Source organism: Enterococcus sp. BSD2780061688st2 D3 (assembly GCF_005844145.1).
GTDB classification, from domain to species: Bacteria; Bacillota; Bacilli; order Lactobacillales; family Enterococcaceae; genus Enterococcus_B; species Enterococcus_B durans.
On sequence record NZ_SPHN01000005.1, the window covers coordinates 1 to 17690 of the forward strand.

General features: G+C 38.4%; 16 protein-coding genes and 1 tRNA gene. 11 read left to right on the top strand and 6 right to left on the bottom strand.

From position 1 onward, the window contains the following. The first annotated feature begins 138 nt into the window (after positions 1-138). On the top strand, positions 139-735 hold the full coding sequence (locus FGQ66_RS05380; protein WP_138301950.1) for a metal-independent carbonic anhydrase family protein: 597 nt from the start codon (positions 139-141) through the stop codon (positions 733-735). Between the two features lie 129 nt (positions 736-864). Here FGQ66_RS05380 and FGQ66_RS05385 read toward each other — a convergent pair whose 3' ends face one another. The 4 genes from FGQ66_RS05385 to FGQ66_RS05400 all read right to left on the bottom strand — a co-directional run bounded on the left by FGQ66_RS05385 (position 865) and on the right by FGQ66_RS05400 (position 2291). Then, positions 865-1245, bottom strand: coding sequence for a TIGR02328 family protein (locus FGQ66_RS05385; protein ID WP_005878125.1), 381 nt, complete (start codon positions 1243-1245; stop codon positions 865-867). Positions 1246-1283: 38 nt separating this feature from the next. Continuing rightward, positions 1284-1529, bottom strand: coding sequence for a helix-turn-helix domain-containing protein (locus FGQ66_RS05390; protein WP_138301951.1), 246 nt, complete (start codon positions 1527-1529; stop codon positions 1284-1286). 29 nt (positions 1530-1558) lie between these two features. Further along, positions 1559-1813 (bottom strand): hypothetical protein, encoded by a 255-nt coding sequence (locus FGQ66_RS05395; RefSeq protein WP_005878123.1) that lies wholly within the window; start codon positions 1811-1813, stop codon positions 1559-1561. A gap of 172 nt (positions 1814-1985) precedes the next feature. Further along, on the bottom strand, positions 1986-2291 hold the full coding sequence (locus tag FGQ66_RS05400; protein ID WP_113845644.1) for a hypothetical protein: 306 nt from the start codon (positions 2289-2291) through the stop codon (positions 1986-1988). A gap of 170 nt (positions 2292-2461) precedes the next feature. Between FGQ66_RS05400 and FGQ66_RS05405 the strand changes: the two genes are divergently transcribed. Then, positions 2462-2535, top strand: a tRNA-Ile gene (locus FGQ66_RS05405). A gap of 643 nt (positions 2536-3178) precedes the next feature. Here FGQ66_RS05405 and FGQ66_RS05410 read toward each other — a convergent pair. Next, entirely contained in the window at positions 3179-3670 is a 492-nt protein-coding gene (locus FGQ66_RS05410; RefSeq protein WP_138301952.1) for a cysteine hydrolase family protein, read from the bottom strand. 28 nt (positions 3671-3698) lie between these two features. Next, positions 3699-4508 (bottom strand): Cof-type HAD-IIB family hydrolase, encoded by an 810-nt coding sequence (locus FGQ66_RS05415; RefSeq protein ID WP_005878118.1) that lies wholly within the window; start codon positions 4506-4508, stop codon positions 3699-3701. A gap of 318 nt (positions 4509-4826) precedes the next feature. Here FGQ66_RS05415 and FGQ66_RS05420 point away from each other — a divergent pair, with 318 nt between their 5' ends. The 9 genes from FGQ66_RS05420 (at position 4827) to FGQ66_RS05460 (ending at position 17656) form a co-directional block, all read left to right on the top strand. Continuing rightward, entirely contained in the window at positions 4827-5684 is an 858-nt protein-coding gene (locus FGQ66_RS05420) for a glycosyltransferase family 8 protein (protein ID WP_005878116.1), read from the top strand. Next, on the top strand, positions 5677-6588 hold the full coding sequence (locus FGQ66_RS05425; protein WP_081135368.1) for a glycosyltransferase family 8 protein: 912 nt from the start codon (positions 5677-5679) through the stop codon (positions 6586-6588). Before FGQ66_RS05420 ends, FGQ66_RS05425 begins: the two co-directional genes overlap by 8 nt. Before the next feature lie 23 nt (positions 6589-6611). Beyond that, entirely contained in the window at positions 6612-6962 is a 351-nt protein-coding gene (locus tag FGQ66_RS05430) for an iron-sulfur cluster biosynthesis family protein (protein WP_113845641.1), read from the top strand. Between the two features lie 35 nt (positions 6963-6997). Then, positions 6998-7933 (top strand): magnesium transporter CorA family protein, encoded by a 936-nt coding sequence (locus FGQ66_RS05435; RefSeq protein WP_005878111.1) that lies wholly within the window; start codon positions 6998-7000, stop codon positions 7931-7933. 36 nt (positions 7934-7969) lie between these two features. Further along, positions 7970-8863: an SDR family oxidoreductase gene (locus tag FGQ66_RS05440; protein ID WP_138301953.1), complete on the top strand. Its 894-nt coding sequence runs from the start codon at positions 7970-7972 to the stop codon at positions 8861-8863. 21 nt (positions 8864-8884) lie between these two features. After that, positions 8885-9451 (top strand): alkaline shock response membrane anchor protein AmaP, encoded by a 567-nt coding sequence (gene amaP, locus FGQ66_RS05445; protein ID WP_081135360.1) that lies wholly within the window; start codon positions 8885-8887, stop codon positions 9449-9451. A gap of 13 nt (positions 9452-9464) precedes the next feature. Beyond that, the gene (locus tag FGQ66_RS05450) at positions 9465-9653 is read left to right on the top strand and encodes a DUF2273 domain-containing protein (RefSeq protein ID WP_005878105.1); all 189 of its coding nucleotides are present in this window, start codon (positions 9465-9467) and stop codon (positions 9651-9653) included. A 12-nt stretch (positions 9654-9665) separates the two neighbouring features. Next, positions 9666-10505, top strand: coding sequence for an Asp23/Gls24 family envelope stress response protein (locus FGQ66_RS05455; protein ID WP_138301954.1), 840 nt, complete (start codon positions 9666-9668; stop codon positions 10503-10505). 473 nt (positions 10506-10978) lie between these two features. Then, the gene (locus tag FGQ66_RS05460) at positions 10979-17656 is read left to right on the top strand and encodes an LPXTG cell wall anchor domain-containing protein (RefSeq protein WP_138301955.1); all 6678 of its coding nucleotides are present in this window, start codon (positions 10979-10981) and stop codon (positions 17654-17656) included. The last annotated feature ends 34 nt before the right edge of the window (positions 17657-17690 follow it).

Consider the following 17690-nt stretch of genomic DNA (forward strand, 5'->3'; position numbering starts at 1 on the left):
GATTTAGAATAACGAGGCAGTTACGGTATCAAACAAATGAGTTACCTGTAGTGGCTAACTTAAACTTGAAATTTACGTATAAAAAATAATAAAATTAGTTATTCATTTACTCTTTTATTAGAAAGGAGATACATACATATGATTAAAAAAATTTTTTTGTTTTCGGCAATGACGTTAACTTTAGCAGGTTGTACGATACATCGTTCAGAAGAGGAAACTACAACAAGTAGTGTAGAATCAACAAATGCAAAAGGACCATTGGTAATAAAAAAAGAACAAATTACAGTAATGGAAGTAAACAAAGCACGAGAAGATTGGGCTAATGCAGTCATTGCAATCGGTGCAGCAAGTGAAGAAAGTTTGGAAAAAGCAAAGGAAAAAGCGAGAGAAGTCGTGGAATCGCAGTATGCCTTTGACGAAGGAACGGTTTTGTTCAAACCTACGAAAGCAGCACAACAGCCATTTCGTTCTACAAAAGCAGAAGCTATTTCTTATTTTGTGGGAGGCGAGGTGAGTGAAGATCATGGGTTTGCCTTACAGCCTTGGAAGAAGGTCCGTTTTGAGAATCACGACACGATCATCGATGACGACTCTGCTGTAGCTTCAGGAGAGTATTACTTTTCTGATAAAACAGGGGAAGAAACAAAAGCTGAATATACTTTCGGCTTTATTAAAAATCAGGAGGGAAAGCTAAAGATCAATCTTCATCATTCCAGTCTTCCTTATGGAGGATAAGTAGAAAAAGCTAAAAAGTCGATAGTAGCAAAATAAATGAACGAAGAACGAATGGAAATTGATCTTTACGCACATGAGAACTTGCTAAAGAATTTTTTGAACTATCTGATGGGAAATTAGATGAAAGAATCATTCAACTGGCGGGATAACTAATTCAATTCCTTTTTGTCTAAGATTAGTCAAACATTCCATCAGATAGTTTTCGTTATGTTCTGGATAGATCGGTGATGTCTGATCGACTGGCACAAGATCATGATAGCTTTCACATGATTTTCCACGGTATTCAGCAATCCGCCATTCAGGTGCGGGAAAATAACCACGACTTTCCATTTCTAAAAGGACTAGTTGGTGGTATTGGTAAAGCTTATAAGGTGAATAGTGAAAGACATAATCGACAGTTGCATGCTTTTTGCCCCAACCATTTCCCCGGAGCGCGCAACATTCTCTGTGTTGTCCGAGTAGTTGCTGTCTTGGTAATAAAGAAATTAGTTCCTGATGCCATAATCGCATGGGGGTTCACCTTTTCTATAAGTAATTGTTTTCTAAGGTCAAGATAATCGTTCTGGATTTTCAGACCTGCCAATCAAATAGTCAATTGAGACATCATAAAAATCAGCTATAAAAAGTAGTTCTATCACGTTTGGACATGTTTTTCCTTCTTCATACTGCTGATACACTTCAAGAGGGATCGCTACTTGTTCAGCCACTTCACGAGTTGTCAGATTGTTCTTTTTTCTCAAAAAATCTAGTCTGCAACGTAATGTATCTAATAAAATCGCTTCTTCAATGCTCATCGATATGCCTCCCATTCGTTTTGATACGATTATCGCTTCTTATTTAAATAAATCAAATATGCGATCGGTAGAAATAAGGATAAAATAAAGCCAATCAGTTCTTCAACGAATAATTGATCTGACTGGAAATACTGATAGTTTAGTATTTTATTGATAAAAAATAAAGCGGGGAAAGTAAATAGTGCCAAAAGAATACGTTCTTTATTCCATCTTATGAAATAACAAATAACCGGAATAAGAACGATGGTCGGCACTAAAAAAATAAGGCGAACCAATGTTATCATAAGACGAACTCCTGTAATTTTTTTGCTAAACAGCCGCTAAAATATAAAAGGACAATCAAAAAAGCATCATTTACATCGTCTATTAGACGATGTAAAAAAACACCTTAAATAAAAGATATCATTTTCTAGGAGACATAACAAATAATATGCTATGAAATGGAGTCAGATGATATTATTTGGGGAAGACAAGGGGATTGATATCTAAGAAGTTGAGTACGTATAAAAATAAGAAAACAGCATTTATTATAAAAGAGTAAATGATGATTGCGTAGCGTATAGATACGTAACGAATAAACAGCCGAGGTTGGATAGCAGCATACCGTTTCCCTTTATAGGTAATTGTCATAAAACAAAGGATCAGGGTAACGATCCCTTGAAAGATAAGACCGACAAGCAGAAATGTTTCTGTTTGATGGTTTAACTGTAAAAAATATGCACCCGCGGCTAACAGGTCTAAAAGAATAGCGATAAATGGCATAAGGGTTCCTCCTTTTTTATAAGAATAGCATGATTTTTAGATTATACAATTGTTGTGACAATATTGAAAGCTAGAGGAATAATAAATATAAAAAAACAGATGTGATGTTTTATTTGAGATTGTTTCTTCTAAATCTACATGATATAGTGAAAATAGGTTATTTTTAACAGGTACCCTTAGCTCAGTTGGTTAGAGCAGACGGCTCATAACCGTCCGGTCGTAGGTTCGAGTCCTACAGGGTACATCAAGTTCGAAAAAACGAGGATCATTTGGTCTTCGTTTTTTTTATATGGAAAAATTTGATTTTTGCTTTGTCTCACTAAAAACTCAGCCGGAATTTGGCGGAATAAAATAGATATAGTAGTGAAAGATAACCGAATAAAGTGTTGCTAGCAGAAAAACGAGGAAAACGACCAACACATGATTGGACGTAGATGATCGATCCCGTTCTTTCCAGTATGAATAGATTGATGAAGCTAGACAATCGATGATTCTGTATTTTATTGATCAATTCCGCCACAAATGTAAGAATAGGTGAAATACTGAACAGAAATCTCAAATTAGTGATGAAAACACGACAAACGGGAAAGGCAGACCAGACACTGAATGTATGTACAGAATAAATGTAATATAATAGAAGAAAAAATCTATTTAATCCGTAAAATAAGCGGGAATAATTGATAAATCAGCAGTTTGAGAAAGATTTGTCAAAGTATTTTCAACTAAATAAAAGGTGATAGAAGATTTAAAGAATGTGATACAAATCTAAAAATCAGGTTTTTCGGAAATTTCAAAAAGAGGTTGGGACAAAAGTGTTTATTACTTTTGTCCCAACCCTTTTTTTCTACAATTTCTCAAACCTAAATGACTTTTGTCTCGGCCTCTTTTTAGAGAATCGATACATTGAAGTCCTTTAGTAATTCAATGGCCATTTTACCGTGTTGATTTTCTGATAACAGCCCTGGATCAAGGAAAAAATCTGCCTCTGGAAAAGCGCTTTGTAAAGCAATCGTATTAGACAAGACACATAGATTCGTTTCTATGCCAACAACTTCGATTGATTTCTGTTCGTCTTTTCGATCAAATAACTGTTTTTTTAGCTCAACAAGTTTTTCTGGTGGCAGAGTGAAATAGTATTTCTTGATCACTCGTTCATTTGGTAGAGGAGCAAGCTTCGGAATCAATTGTAATGCTGGGATTTCTTCCTCTACGCCTTTTTTTTCGATGGGAATATCTCTAGTAAATAAAACCAATTCATTATTTTCTCTAGCTTTAGCTAAGCGTTGCGCAATTCGATCCACCAATTCTTCAGAACCTGGAACATAAAAATCACTCGTTGGATCAAGCACTTGGTTTTGCATATCGATGATTACTAACACGTTGATCCCTCCATTCACCTTGTGAAACTCAATAATAATTTTTGATGATATATGCAACACCGGCTTCTTCGTTGGTCTTTGTCACTTCATTTGCGATGTCTTTCACTTGTGGTTGAGCATTGCCCATTGCGATACTTAGTCCACTGACTTTCAACATCGCGATATCATTTTCTTGGTCGCCAAATGCCATGATCTCACTAGGCTCGATTCCCAAGTATTGACCTAAAAAGATGAGTGAGTGTGCTTTTGTGATGCCTTTAGGTGTGATCTCCAAAAAGTGGGGGTCTGAGAAGACAGAGTCGATTCCCTCATCAGCCAAATCACGTTGCAACTGTTGCAGCTTGCTCTCATCTCTATCTGTCAAAGCTAATTTCAAATAGCTTAAAGAAGGGTCCTCCAGTAGTTTTTCGATATCTTCAAATGACTGTTTCTGTAAACGGAATTGTTTATAGTAAGGGTCATTTTTTACTAAACTAGATTCATCAAATGTTAATTGGTCATCTTGGGTCTCGCGACTTGCAATGATCGAGATTTTTGCTTTTTGTGCGAGATAAAAGGCGCGTTTCAATGTTGGCAATTCGATTTTCGCACGTTTCAAGACGTTGACGATTTTTCCTTTTTCCATTTCTGCAACGAATGAACCGTTAGAAGAGATCAGATAGCCACCAATGCCCAGTTTTTCAAAAATATCTTTCGCTGAGATGCTGTTGCGTCCCGTAGCGACCGTTACAATTCCACCATTTCTGTCAAAGTTTTGTAAAGCCTCGATATTTTTTTCTGGTATTTCTCCGCTTCGATCAAGTAATGTACCATCTAGATCTATTGCAGCTAATTTCATAATTTTCGCTCCCTTTGTTGTGTGCTTATTTTAAGATTAAATGAGAAATACCAAAAATGAAAATAAAATGCACTGCGTGATGAATTTTTTCAAAAAAAATTCTCTATTTCCATTTGACTATAAGTAGTAGCAATTTGGTCAATACCTTTGAATAAATAGGCAAAAAACTTGATAAGTTAACGTTTTCAAAGCTAAAAAAAACATTATTTTTGCAAAATATTCATTGAAAATGAAGCATATATTTTGCTTTAACGTTTGATCAGGCATATTCTAGATATAGAAAAGGTTAGAAAAAGATTAAAAAAAGGAGTGATTTTAATGGAGAAAAAACAGGGGATCGTTCCAGTGGTAACTGCTTCAGATGAAAATTACGCTCCTTATTTAAGCGTAATGATCGCAACAGCATTGGACAATTGTAACAAATCAAGACACATTTACTTTTACGTGATTGATGATGGAATCTCTGAATACAGCAAAGAAGGATTAAGACAGACGGTGAGTGATCATTCGGCAAATGCAAGTATCCAGTTCCTGACAGTTGACACAGATGTGTACGAAGATTTTTTGGTTAGTGATCATATAACGACTACTGCTTACCTGAGAATTTCTTTACCTAAAATTTTAACGAAATACAACTATAAAAAAGTACTTTATCTTGATTCAGATATTTTAGTACTGGATGATATCGTTGATCTATATGACACATCATTGAACGATCATACGATCGGTGCAGTGATCGATCCTGGACAAACCAAAGCGTTGAAACGCTTGGGCATTGATTCTAACGAATATTATTTCAACTCTGGTGTGATGATCATCGACATCGAACGTTGGAATGAACAATCGATTACAGAAAAAACGATCAACTATTTGAAAGAAAATGGGGATCGAATCATCTATCACGACCAGGATGCATTGAATGCTGTATTGTATGGCAACTGGGAACAATTAGAACCACGTTGGAACATGCAGACATCTCTTATCTTTGAACGTCATCCTGCACCTGATGAAACATACGAAAAATTGTATAAGGAAGGCAATGCTTCCCCAGCTATCGTTCACTTTACAGGACACGATAAACCGTGGAACACATTGAAAGACCACCCATATACAACGATTTATTTAAAAAAATTAGCGCATAGCGCATTAATGAAAGTAGGCGAGGTAAATGAATAGAAGAAAAGAAATAGCAATCGTATCAAGTTGTAATACAAAATTTGTGCCTCATCTAGCGGCGCTTTTTGTATCAGTATTAGAAAACAGTGATCCAAAAACATTTGTAAGATTTTATGTCGTTGACGACAATATCGATGCTGAAAGCAAAAAATTATTGCGTTTTTCAGTAAAAAATTCTCGTATGAATACTGACGTAGAGTTTTTGAAAATCAACAAAGAGTTCTTTGAAAATGTCGTAACGAGTGACCGTATTCCGGAAACAGCATATTACAGAATCGCCATCCCAGAATTATTTAGAGGAAAAAATGTCGAACGTATTTTATATATGGACTGTGACATGGTCGCTTTAGATGACATAACTAAATTATGGTCTCTTGATTTCAATGGTGCCATTGTGGCAGCTATTGAAGATGCTGGGTTCCATCAACGTTTGGAAAAAATGGAGATTCCTGCAAAATCAATGCGTTACTTCAATTCTGGCTTGATGCTGATCAATGTCGAAAAATGGTTAGAACAAGATATCACACATAAAGTTCTAAAATTTATTGAAGAAAATCCAGAAAAACTACGATTCCATGACCAAGATGCATTGAATGCTGTACTACATGATCGTTGGATTGCTCTTCATCCTAAATGGAATGCGCAAGGCTACATCATGGCGAATGCGAAAAAACATCCCACTGCAAAAGGGGAAAAAGAATACGAAGAAGCACGCCAAAACCCATCGATCATCCATTTCTCTGGACATGTGAAACCGTGGAGCAAAGATTTTAAAGGATCAAGTAAAAAATATTACGAAAAATATGCAAACATGACTGCTTTCCGCTGTGTAGAGAAGTTTCCACAATATCCATTGTATGCACAAGTCAATCGAAATCGTAATCGAAATACATTTGTTAAATAAACAATCACTAGGAGATGATGACTATGGAAATCACGATGTCAAAAACTGCTGCCAAAGCATTGATCGAAAAAGTAGGGGAACATTCGAAAATCGCTATAGCTTTGATTGATCATTCTGATCCCTTTTTAAGAGAGAAAAGTGCCTGTGCGAAAGGAAGCTTCTTTCAGATCATCCCGTTTGTGAATGAATTTGGCCAATATATCAATCGGATCGATCATCCAGTATTAGAGATCTATACTTCTAAGCTTGAACAATTTTACTTAGGTAGACAATTAAGTATGGAATACAATCAACAGCTGAATAGCTTTACCTTAGAAAATGAAATTACCGTGCTAGATCGCAATATCAAACTCAGCCACTGCTTCTTTAGTTAATCTGAGGACGAAACAAACAGAAGGGAAGACTGATAATGCTGGACTATTACTTTATTAAAGAAAAAGTAATACAAACAGATGAAAAAAATTTCAATTGGCTTGTGATCAACAACAGTGATACTGAAGAAATCGGAAGAGTCATCGAGAAGTATCAACTTCCAGAAGACATCTTCATCGGGAATTCTTATCCCGAAGAAGTGTCTCGACTGGAATACCTTTCAGGGACCAAGTTGCAGCATCCGATTTCTTTGGTATTACTTAATCTCTCAAGTAAACAGGAAAAAATCGAGAAACGTTTGACGCCGATTTCGTTTGTTTTATCAGATAACCTATTGATTGCTTGTGTCGAAAAAGAAACCGATTTTTTTGAACATTTGATCGAAAAACATCATGAGGACATCGATTCTTTTGAAAAAGTAATCGCATACACAGTGTTAGATATCTATACCCATTATGTGAAAGAATTGAAGGAAATGAAAAAAAGAATCGATTCTTTAGATCAAGAAGCCAGAAAAACAACGGAAAACGAAGAGTTATACAAACAAGCGGATTTAGAAAGAGATATTGTTTATATCGATCATACGCTGAGAGATCAGAAAGGAACAATGGATGCCTTATGGGACTCCAAACCATTCGTCGAAGGATTAGCGGATGACCGTTTACTTTATGATGTCCAACTGAGACAACGTCAGACTGAAAAAATGATCTTGATCTACCGTGACCTATTAGAAAGTATCGGCGATCTATTTAACGGGATGATGGACAACCACTTGAACCATCTGATGAAATATTTAGATTCAGCCGCTTTGATCATCTCAGTTCCAGCGATGATTGCTGGGGTCTGGGGAATGAATACTGGTGGACTCCCTGGAAAAAACTCAACATTAGGGTTTTTACTCGTCGTGATTGCCTCAATCGTTATTGCGGCGGCTGTTGGATATCATCTAACCAGAAAAGACTACACGAAATAATCAATAACAGTTTTACTAACATTTAGGAGGATAACTATGACTGAACCAAAATTAATCGACCCACGTAACCTTTATCATACAGAGAAATTTCCAAAACAAGACCAGGATACACCTGCGTTACAAAATGAAATGCGCCCTAACCCTGATTGTGGGGAGGAATCTTATGAAGGCTCGAATCAATTAGAAAACAGACGTGTTCTTATCACTGGAGGCGACTCTGGTATCGGACGTGCCGCAGCGATTGCGTATGCAAGAGAAGGGGCAGATATTGGATTGCACTTTTTCCCAGGAGAAGAAGAAGATGCGAAAGAAGTAGCTTCATATATCGAAAAAGCCGGCAGAAAAGTTGTGCTGTTACCGTATGATCTACGAGAAGAAACCGCACCAAAAGAAATGATCCAAAAAGTCGTTGCAGAACTTGGGGGATTAGACACAATGGTCTTAAATGCGGGTCAGCAAATCTCTTCTCCATCGATTGTCGATCTTCCGATGGAACAAGTAAAAGATACGTTCATGGTCAATATCATTGCGATGTTTGCACTTGTTAAAGAAGCTGTTCCACATATTCCAGCTGGTGGTGCAATTGTTACAACGACGTCTGTCCAAGCATCCAATCCAAGCGAGCACTTATTAGATTATGCAGCGACGAAAGCAGCAATCGCCAACTTTACGATTGGTTTGGCAAAACAGTTGGCACCGAAGGGAATCCGCGTGAACGGTGTGGCACCTGGACCTATTTGGACGCCACTTCAACTAGATGAAGGTCAACCTGAGGATGCAATTCCAGAATTTGGTCAAAAAAGTCTGTTAGAACGAGCAGGTCAACCTGCTGAATTAGCACCAGTATACGTTTTCTTGGCTTCAAATAAAGCAAGCTATGTGACGGCACAAATTTACGGTGTCACAGGTGGCGAAGCAATCAACCTATAAGGAAAGATTGGAGAGAGAAAAATGAATAAAGGAATAAAGACCATTGGAACAATCGTTTCGCTTTTACTATTGTCCGTGCTATTGTTTGTGATCTTGATCAGTGCGATCTATCCATTACCATTCCAGTTAGAACGTTTCCGCTTCTTTTCTTTAACGAATTTCTATCTGCGACATTATATTTTTTGGGTGGCAATCGCCTTTTCGATTCTCTTGATTCTTGGCATACTAATCTTGCTTTTCTATCCAAAAACGATCCGCAGTTTCTTACTGAAAAAAGGGAACGGAGAATTAGTGCTGGATAAAAAGGCTATCGAGGGCATGGTTCGTTCACATTTGAACCAAGATGACTTTATCGACTCCCCTAAAGTCAACGTGAAAGCTACTAAAAATAAGCTATCCGTTGGGATCAAAGGCGATTTGAGACGAACATCTTCATTAATTGGGAAAACAGGAACCTTAATGAAAGATATCGAAAAAGAAATCAAACATGTACTCGGAGAAGATGAACCTGTTCAAGTTTCAGTGAAGTATACAGGTTATCAAGAACCAACGAATAAAAGAAGCGCAGATCAAGCGCGAGTAGAATAGGGAGGCTGACGAAATGAATGAATTTATGACCACGTACAAGCTCCCGATCATCTGCGGAGTGATTGGCTTGATTCTAGCAATATTATTATTGTCGATCGGTTTTTTTAAAACACTACTAGTTATCATCATGGCGATCATTGGTGTAGCTGTTGGTATGTACTTGAAACGTACGCATCTTTTAGACGATTATTTCAAATCTTAGGAGGAACATTATATGAATAACAATGAAAAAAACAACCAAAACAACCAAAATAACCAAAATAATAACCAGGGAAAACCAGTTTCTGCACATCCAGATCCAGTAACACCAAACCAATCAAATGGAATCACGGATGAAAAAAATAAAACAGCTCCTGTATCAGGGCATCCGGATCCAGTTGTGCCAAATGTAGAAGAAAAAGTCGAACACGACAAACATCAAAATGATAAACATCAATATGATAAAGATCATGATGCCCATCACCCTGCTCCCCATGATCTGCCAAAACCTAGTGGACATACAGCTGGTGGACCAGTTCCACCCCATGCGCCACAATCTCCAGCTGGACATGGAAAGGAAGAGCATATGAACGGCGATTTGACTTACGAAGATAAAGTGATCCAAAAAATCATCGGGATCGCACTAGAACAAGTCGATGGATTATTGTCAGTCGATGGTGGTTTCTTCTCAAATGTTGCCGGGAAATTAGTGAATACAGATAATACGACTGCTGGGATCGATACTGAAGTCGGTAAAAAACAAGTTGCTGTTGACTTGTCGATCATCGTGGAATACGGGAAAGACATCGAAAAAATCTATCAACAAATAAAAGAGATCATCAGTAAAGAAGTACAAAACATGACTCATTTAGATGTGATCGAAATCAATGCCAATGTTACAGACATCCAGTCAAAAGAAGAATTTGACGCGAAACAAGAAACAGTTCAAGACAAAGTAACAAATGCAGCCAAAACTACTGGACAGTTTGCTTCTGAGCAAACGGATAAGGCAAAACAAGCGATTGATAAAGGAACGGAAAATGTAAAAGAGAATACAGATTCTAGAGTACAATAACAGAACAAATGACTAAAACTATAAAAACAAAGAACGTATTTGTCGTAAAAGGCAAGTACGTTCTTTTTTCTAATGAATTTATTTAGCGAAAGTTGCTCTTCTTGGGTATCACTTGGTGTTGTAGAAAGTAATCTTAGTATCCCTCTTTTATCTCAAAAACCAGTTTATTTTAAACTACCCCTGTCAATAATTCCATTTAAAGAATGAAAAAATGACATTCCAAAAAAGAGAGAACCGTTTTAATCTTAAAGAAGTGAAATTTTTTAAAATATAAAAAAGTAAAGGAGATAGAATCACATAAAAACAATTAAAATATAACGATTTTTTACTATTTGAAAAAAGCTCTATAGGAGTTTTGATTGACCAATTTGGAAATAAAAAACAATTAATTGATTGAATAAAGGAGGGATAAATCGCTTAGAGAAACAATAGGATCACTAACTTTGAAGTATAAAAAGGAGGATGGAAGGTACTTGAAAACTAAAAAAAAGCTACTTAACAGTGCACTACTGCTAGGATTTGCAATCGGACAGACAGGCGGTCCTGTCGTTGAAGCAATCTCTACCAACAACAGTGCAAACAAGAAAGTGACTACGACCATTAAGACTACAAAAGAAAGTAAAGAAGAAAGTAGTAAAGAAGAGAGTAAAGATAGTAGCAAAGAAAAAGAGACAAATGAGAAGAAGGAAAGCAAGACGAAATCGAATCAATCAGTGGAGAAAAACTTAACCATCCCTGATATATCCGATGCGTTGAACAATGTTATAGCGTCGTATTCATTGCCTAGCTTGCCATCTGAATATTCGCGTGCAATCCCAGTTTCTGGAGCGATCGATCAAGCAGGTACAAAAGCTTATCTTACAGCCACACAAAAACAGTATGAGCTGACACTTGGCGATAACCGTGCGAGGGCAGTCCAAGATGGGATAGCTAACAAAATTAATTCGTTGAGTGATAATTATCAAGTGAATACCCAGTTGATTGTTCGTGATGCAGCTAAAATGTTCTACGACGATTATTCGGCTGATTTGCCTAATAATACGACGGGCCTAGAGATAGATGACGTAAGCATTGGGAGGAGAAATCACAACCATGCTAGCCAAAATATGACACTTAAGCGTGCATCTGCTGTATCAGAAAGCGGAAACTGGCATATTGATGTCGTACCGACCAACCCCGCAGCAATCAAGTTAGAGGATGGACAGCTAGATGTTATTCTTACAAGGTTGAAAATAGCGCCTCCGCAACAAGAAACATTTAACATCCCAATGTTTCAATATACCTACTATGGATATGGATGGGGACATAACAACTACATCATAAAGGGACACATTTCTGTTCGAAAACCTGTTACGATTAGTGTGAATTTTCCGAGCGCTGAAAATGTGATTGGCAAACTTAAAGCAACTGTTAAAAGTAGCACGAATACATTAGCACAGAATCAAACATCTATCCCGGATCCCTCTACTTATATTGATGTCAGCAATAATAGAGGTACAGTGAGTTATCGGTGGAAAACCTCACCGGATACTACAAAAGTCGGACGGCAAGACGCTGTTGCAACAGTTAGTGACCAAACAGGACGAAGTGAAGATGTGACAGTTCCGATAACGGTACAAGCACTTCCTGTAAAAATAAGTGCGAAACCAGGTTCATTTGAAATTTACCAATATTCAGTCATGCCGAATGCAGCCGATTATTTTAATGTTGAAAATTTCCATGGTACGCACAAAGTCGAATGGATAAATAATGCAAATACGAATGTAGCTGGTTCAAATACTTGGGAGGCGAGGGTAACGACTTCTGATGGGAGGACGGCGAGTGCTTCCATTACTATGAAGGTATTGTCACATCCCGGTCTAGCGTTGAAATTAAAAAATATCAATGATATTAAACTCGGAAATACGATTAGTGACATCTCAACTAATTTCAGAGAGTACATAGAAGAAGTGACCTCGTTAGGCGAAACAATTGATAAAAATAGTTTACAGTTTATTACAGCTGAATCGGTTATTCCGGATTCAAAAGTAGTGGGAAGACAAAAGTTAAAAATCACTGTACAATATCGACATCCGAATAGTGGTGCCATGATAAAAGGTTCAGCTGAAATGCCTGTCAATGTGATTTGGGGAAACACGATCTTGTTGCGTTCGGCTAATGGTGGTTCAGCCGGAGCGTTTTCATTGTTACAAGGAAGTTCGTCTGGCACTTATCAAATCGTTGCTTCAAAGGGCTTAGATTCCCCAGTAGATGTCAGTGTTGGTCCTAATACTACTCCATTTGAGCTGTACTATAAAATTGATATGTTGCGGAATAATCAGGTTTATTATACGCAAGATGTATCAAATATTGCAACGTTACAACAAGTAATGGATCGATTTGGTTCAGCAAAAACAGTTCAACTTGGCGACATCGTTAGAATCTATCATCCAGGAAAATCAGCGAATAGTTCTGTTGTAATGATCAATGAAAAAGAGCATGATTATACGTATAACTCCGCTTATGCTTATTACATAGTGACTGCTTACGGTTTTGCTCCCGCACCAGTCATGGAAGCAGAAGGTGCACAAAAAGAATTTATCTTAGGTGAAGATACTGCTAAAATTGACCCAAATAGTTTGGTATCAAAAGTTACGATTAATGGTAATGAGATTGACCGTGATCAGTTTAATGTTGAACCATTGATCAATTTTGACACAAGTACGATTGGTACGAGAAAAATGCGTTTAAAACTGAACATGAAAGATGGGTTAGCTTCTAATGAACTAGAAATTGACTATAGTGTGAAATGGGGTAGTACCTTTGTCTTGAAAGGCTTGAATGATACTACTGTGGGTGCGTATAGCTTATTAAATCAAAACGGTCAGTGGGCGCTCCAATCAAGCCAAGGTGTCAATGGAACGAACTTAAGTGGTTTCGTCAATAATCATTTTGGGCGAGAGACGTATTACAGTATTGAAGTGTTAGATGGAAGTACCAGAAAATACAACTATGAAGTAACAGGAAATAGTTCGATTCGTGAGGCAATCAATGGCTTCAATAATGGGCAGCCTCTGATTGTGGAGAAAGGGAATGTGATCAAGGTCTATCATGCAGAAACCAACGGGAAAAATCTGTTGATGGAAGACGAGTTGGTCAAAGATTTCACCGTTGGTTCAAACTATGCGTATTATAAAGTGACGGACCACGGATTAGAAGCTGTTTTAAATGTTGAGGCTGATGCTGCGCCTCAGGAATTTTCTCTAGGGGAAACGACGAAAGGAATCGATGGCACCAAACTAATCAAGAGTATCAAAGTCAACGGAATCGAATTAACGAATAATTTGTATACTGTTACTCAATTAGAAGAGTTTGATACTACTTCTGCTGGATCTAAAAACTTACGGATCAAATTTGAAACAACAGATGGCATGGTCTCTAAAGAAATCACTGTGCCGTATGAAGTGAAATGGGGCAATACGATCCTGATGCGTTCGGCTACTGGAGACGCTGCTGGTGCCTTTTCGTTACGGATTGGGGATACGAGTGCTTCATCGGTCCAGATTGCCATGACGAAGGGACTAGCAACAACGGGTGAAGATGCAGTGGGACCTACAAATGATCCATATGGACTTTACTATTCTTTTGAGGTTTTACGAAATGAGCGAAGTGTATATGAATATGAAGTAGCTAATCGCTTTACAGTAAATCAAGCAATCAAAGATTTTAATAATGGCAATGGATCATTGAATGTTCAACTCAATGATGTCATTAAAATCTACAATCCTGAGAAAACAGCGAATAGTTCAGTTGTTATGATCGGAGAGCAGGAAAAAGATTTTACCTATGGGACAGAATATGCTTACTATAAAGTGACTCCTCAAGGCTTTGTGCCCGTCCCTGTAATGACAGCCGAAGGAGCGAAGAAAGAGCTTCTGTTAGGGGAAGAGACGCGCACGATCGATGCAAATCAATTGGTTTCAACTGTCAAAATCAATGGACAAGAGATCGATGAAAATCTTTACACAGTAGAAACATTATCAGATATAAGTACGCAGACGATAGGTACACGAAAGGTGAAATTGAAAGTGACGGCGAAAGATGGCTTGTCATCTGACGAGATCGAAGCGGAGTATACCGTTAAGTGGGGGGATTCTCTGGTATTGAAAGGACTGAATGATGCCACTGTTGGTGCGTTTAGTTTAGTTAAACAAAACAAACAATGGTTGCTTCAATCAACTCAAGGTGTGGATGGCACCAACTTAAGTAACCCAGTGAATAACTTGCTCGGGCGTCAAGTCTATTACCGCTTGGATGTGATAAAAGGAGTAAGTAGTAGCTATACCTATGAAGTCTTAGGGAATAGTACGATCGGAGAGGCAATTAATGGCTTTAACAATGGCAGCCCACTTGCGATGGCTGTAGGGGATGTCATCAAAGTCTATCATGCAGAAACGAATGGCAAAAACCTCTTTATGATGGACGAAGTGGTGAAGGACTTTACGGTAGGTACAAATGAAGCGTACTATGAAGTGACGGAAGAGGGGCTTACACCGATCTTAGCAGTGAGTGTGGATTCGGCACCACAGGAATTCACGTTAGGCGACATCACGACAAATGTTGATGGAGCAAGTCTAGTGAACAGTGTGACTGTGAATGGTAGTCCATTGACACCGGGGCAATATACAGTAAAACAACTGGGCGAATTTGATACGACAACGGCTGGCAAAAAAGATCTACGAATCCAATTTGACACGAAAGACGGCAATATCTCTAAAGAAATCACGGTACCGTATGAAGTCAAATGGGGCAACACGATCTTGCTTAAGTCAGAAAATGGGCATTCAGCGGGAGCCTTCTCCCTGCATACAACGAATGGTTCTGGACGCCAATTAGCGATCCACACTGGTTTAGCTACACCAGCAGATGAACAAATCAGTAGCGACTCTTCTTTGTACTATTCGATTGAAGTCCTTCGCAAGGGAGTTTCTACGTATGCTCAAGAAATTCCTGGCAGTGCCACATTGCAACAAGTCATGGATAATTTTGGCACCAACAAGGCGATCAGTGTTCAGTTTGGGGATGTCGTCAAGATTTATCACCCACAACGGACAGACGGTAGTTCTGTGTTATATGTCAATGAATCAGCGGAAGACTTCACCTATGGATCACCTTATGCGTATTATGAAGTAACTGCCTATGGCTTCAAAGCGTTACCAGTGATGGAGGCTGAATCTGCCAACAAGGAGTTCTTCTTAGGCGTAGAAACAACTGAAACAAAATTGAATGACTTGTTTGCGGATGTGCGGATCAATGGTGAGACCGTAGATGAGGAAGCATATACGATCAAAAAATTATCTGATTTTGATACAAGTACGATTGGGGATAAAACGATTAAAATCCGCCTTGAAATGAAAGATGGATTAGCTGATCTTGAGATGGACGTGCCTTATAAAGTACGTTGGGGCAGTACGGTCGTCTTAAAAGGACTGGAAGATGCTACAGTGGGTGCTTTCAGTATGATCAATCAAGATGATAACTGGTCGATCAAAGCAACAAAAGGGGAAGATACGACTGTTCTGGAAAACCCTGTCAACAATGTTTTTGGACGAGATGTGTATTACCGAATCGAGGTCGTGGAAAATCCTGATGCGAAGAAAGTTGCCTCGCCACTTGAAGCAATCCGAACTTTACAAAATGGAGAAATGACTGAAACCAGCACGCCTACTGTAGCTTCAGAACCGCCACTAGTGATCGTTAACGAGGGAATGCCGTTAGCTGAATCCACAGATAAAGTGAAATACAGCTATGAAGTGACTGGCAATATGACGATCGGGCAAGCAATCAAAGGCTTCAACAAAGGGCAGCCTTTGACAATCGATGAAGGAGATGTCATCAAAGTCTATCATGCGGAACCAGGAAGTCGAAACTTATTGATGCGGGATGATTTGGTCAAAAACTTTACCGGTGGCTCGAATTATGCCCATTATCAAGTATCGAACCATGAATTTGAACCAATCACAGATATCGAGGCAGATACAGTGACACAAGAATTGACTTTAGGGGAAGATCCTAGTGAAGTAGATCCGACGAAATTGATTGAAAATGTTCGATTCAATGGTCAAAAATTAGCCGAAAACCTTTATACTGTAGAGCAAGTGGATGCATTTGATACGAACACAGCTGGACCAAAAACGCTGAATGTCAAAGTAGCGACAGCAGATGGGGTGACTGCAAGAGATGTTTCAGTTCCATATGAAGTCAAATGGGGCAGCACGATCCAATTGAAGAATCGTAATGGGGATACTGTTGGTTCATTTGGCTTATTGAAGAAGAAAGAACAAATGCAGATCCAATCCATGCAAGGCAACGATCAGACTACGTTATCCAATCGGGTAACAGAATTCGATGACAACGAGGTCTATTATGGCATCGAAGTGTTGAATCGTTCAGGTAGCAAGTATAAATATGAAGTCCGTGGAACCCAAACGATCGAACAGGCGATTTCACGATTCAATAGTGGGAAGCCGCTAAATGTTACAGTTGGCGAGATCATCAAAGTGTATCATGCAGATTCCAATAGCAATTTACTGATGTCTGAAGAAATGGAACGAAACTTCACCTATGGCTCGAATTATGCGTATTATGAAGTAACAGAATACGGCTTTGAGCCAACAGGCGAGTTCATCGTTGAACCAGCAGAAGCGAAGTTGGTCAAAGGGACAGAACAAGTGGATCTAAAATCATTGCTTAAAGAAGTGAAATTGAATGGAAAAGATATTCCAAAAAATGCGTATTCTGTCACGCTTGATCCAGAGATGGAAATCGATACCTCAAAACTGGGATCGCAAACAGTAAAATTAACGGTGAAAGCAGATCGCTCATACGGTGGATTTTCAGCAGACACAGAAGCCACGTTTGAAGTTGTGGAAGAAGGCCAAGCAGGTCAAGGAAACGGCGGTGATGGCGCAGCTGATGGAACAACTGCAGGAGGAGCTGGTGATGCAACCGGTGGTGCAGCTGCCAATAGTAGCAACCTTCCTAAAACCAATGCAACCAGAAATGCTGCTTTTTCAATCTTTGGTGTCGTTCTTGTGGCAATGGCTAGCTTCCTGATGTTTTGGAAGAAACGAAAAAAAGAAGACCATTCAGAAAATAAAAAAGTAGAGTAACGCAAGACCATTTTTTATTGAATTTAGAAAAAAT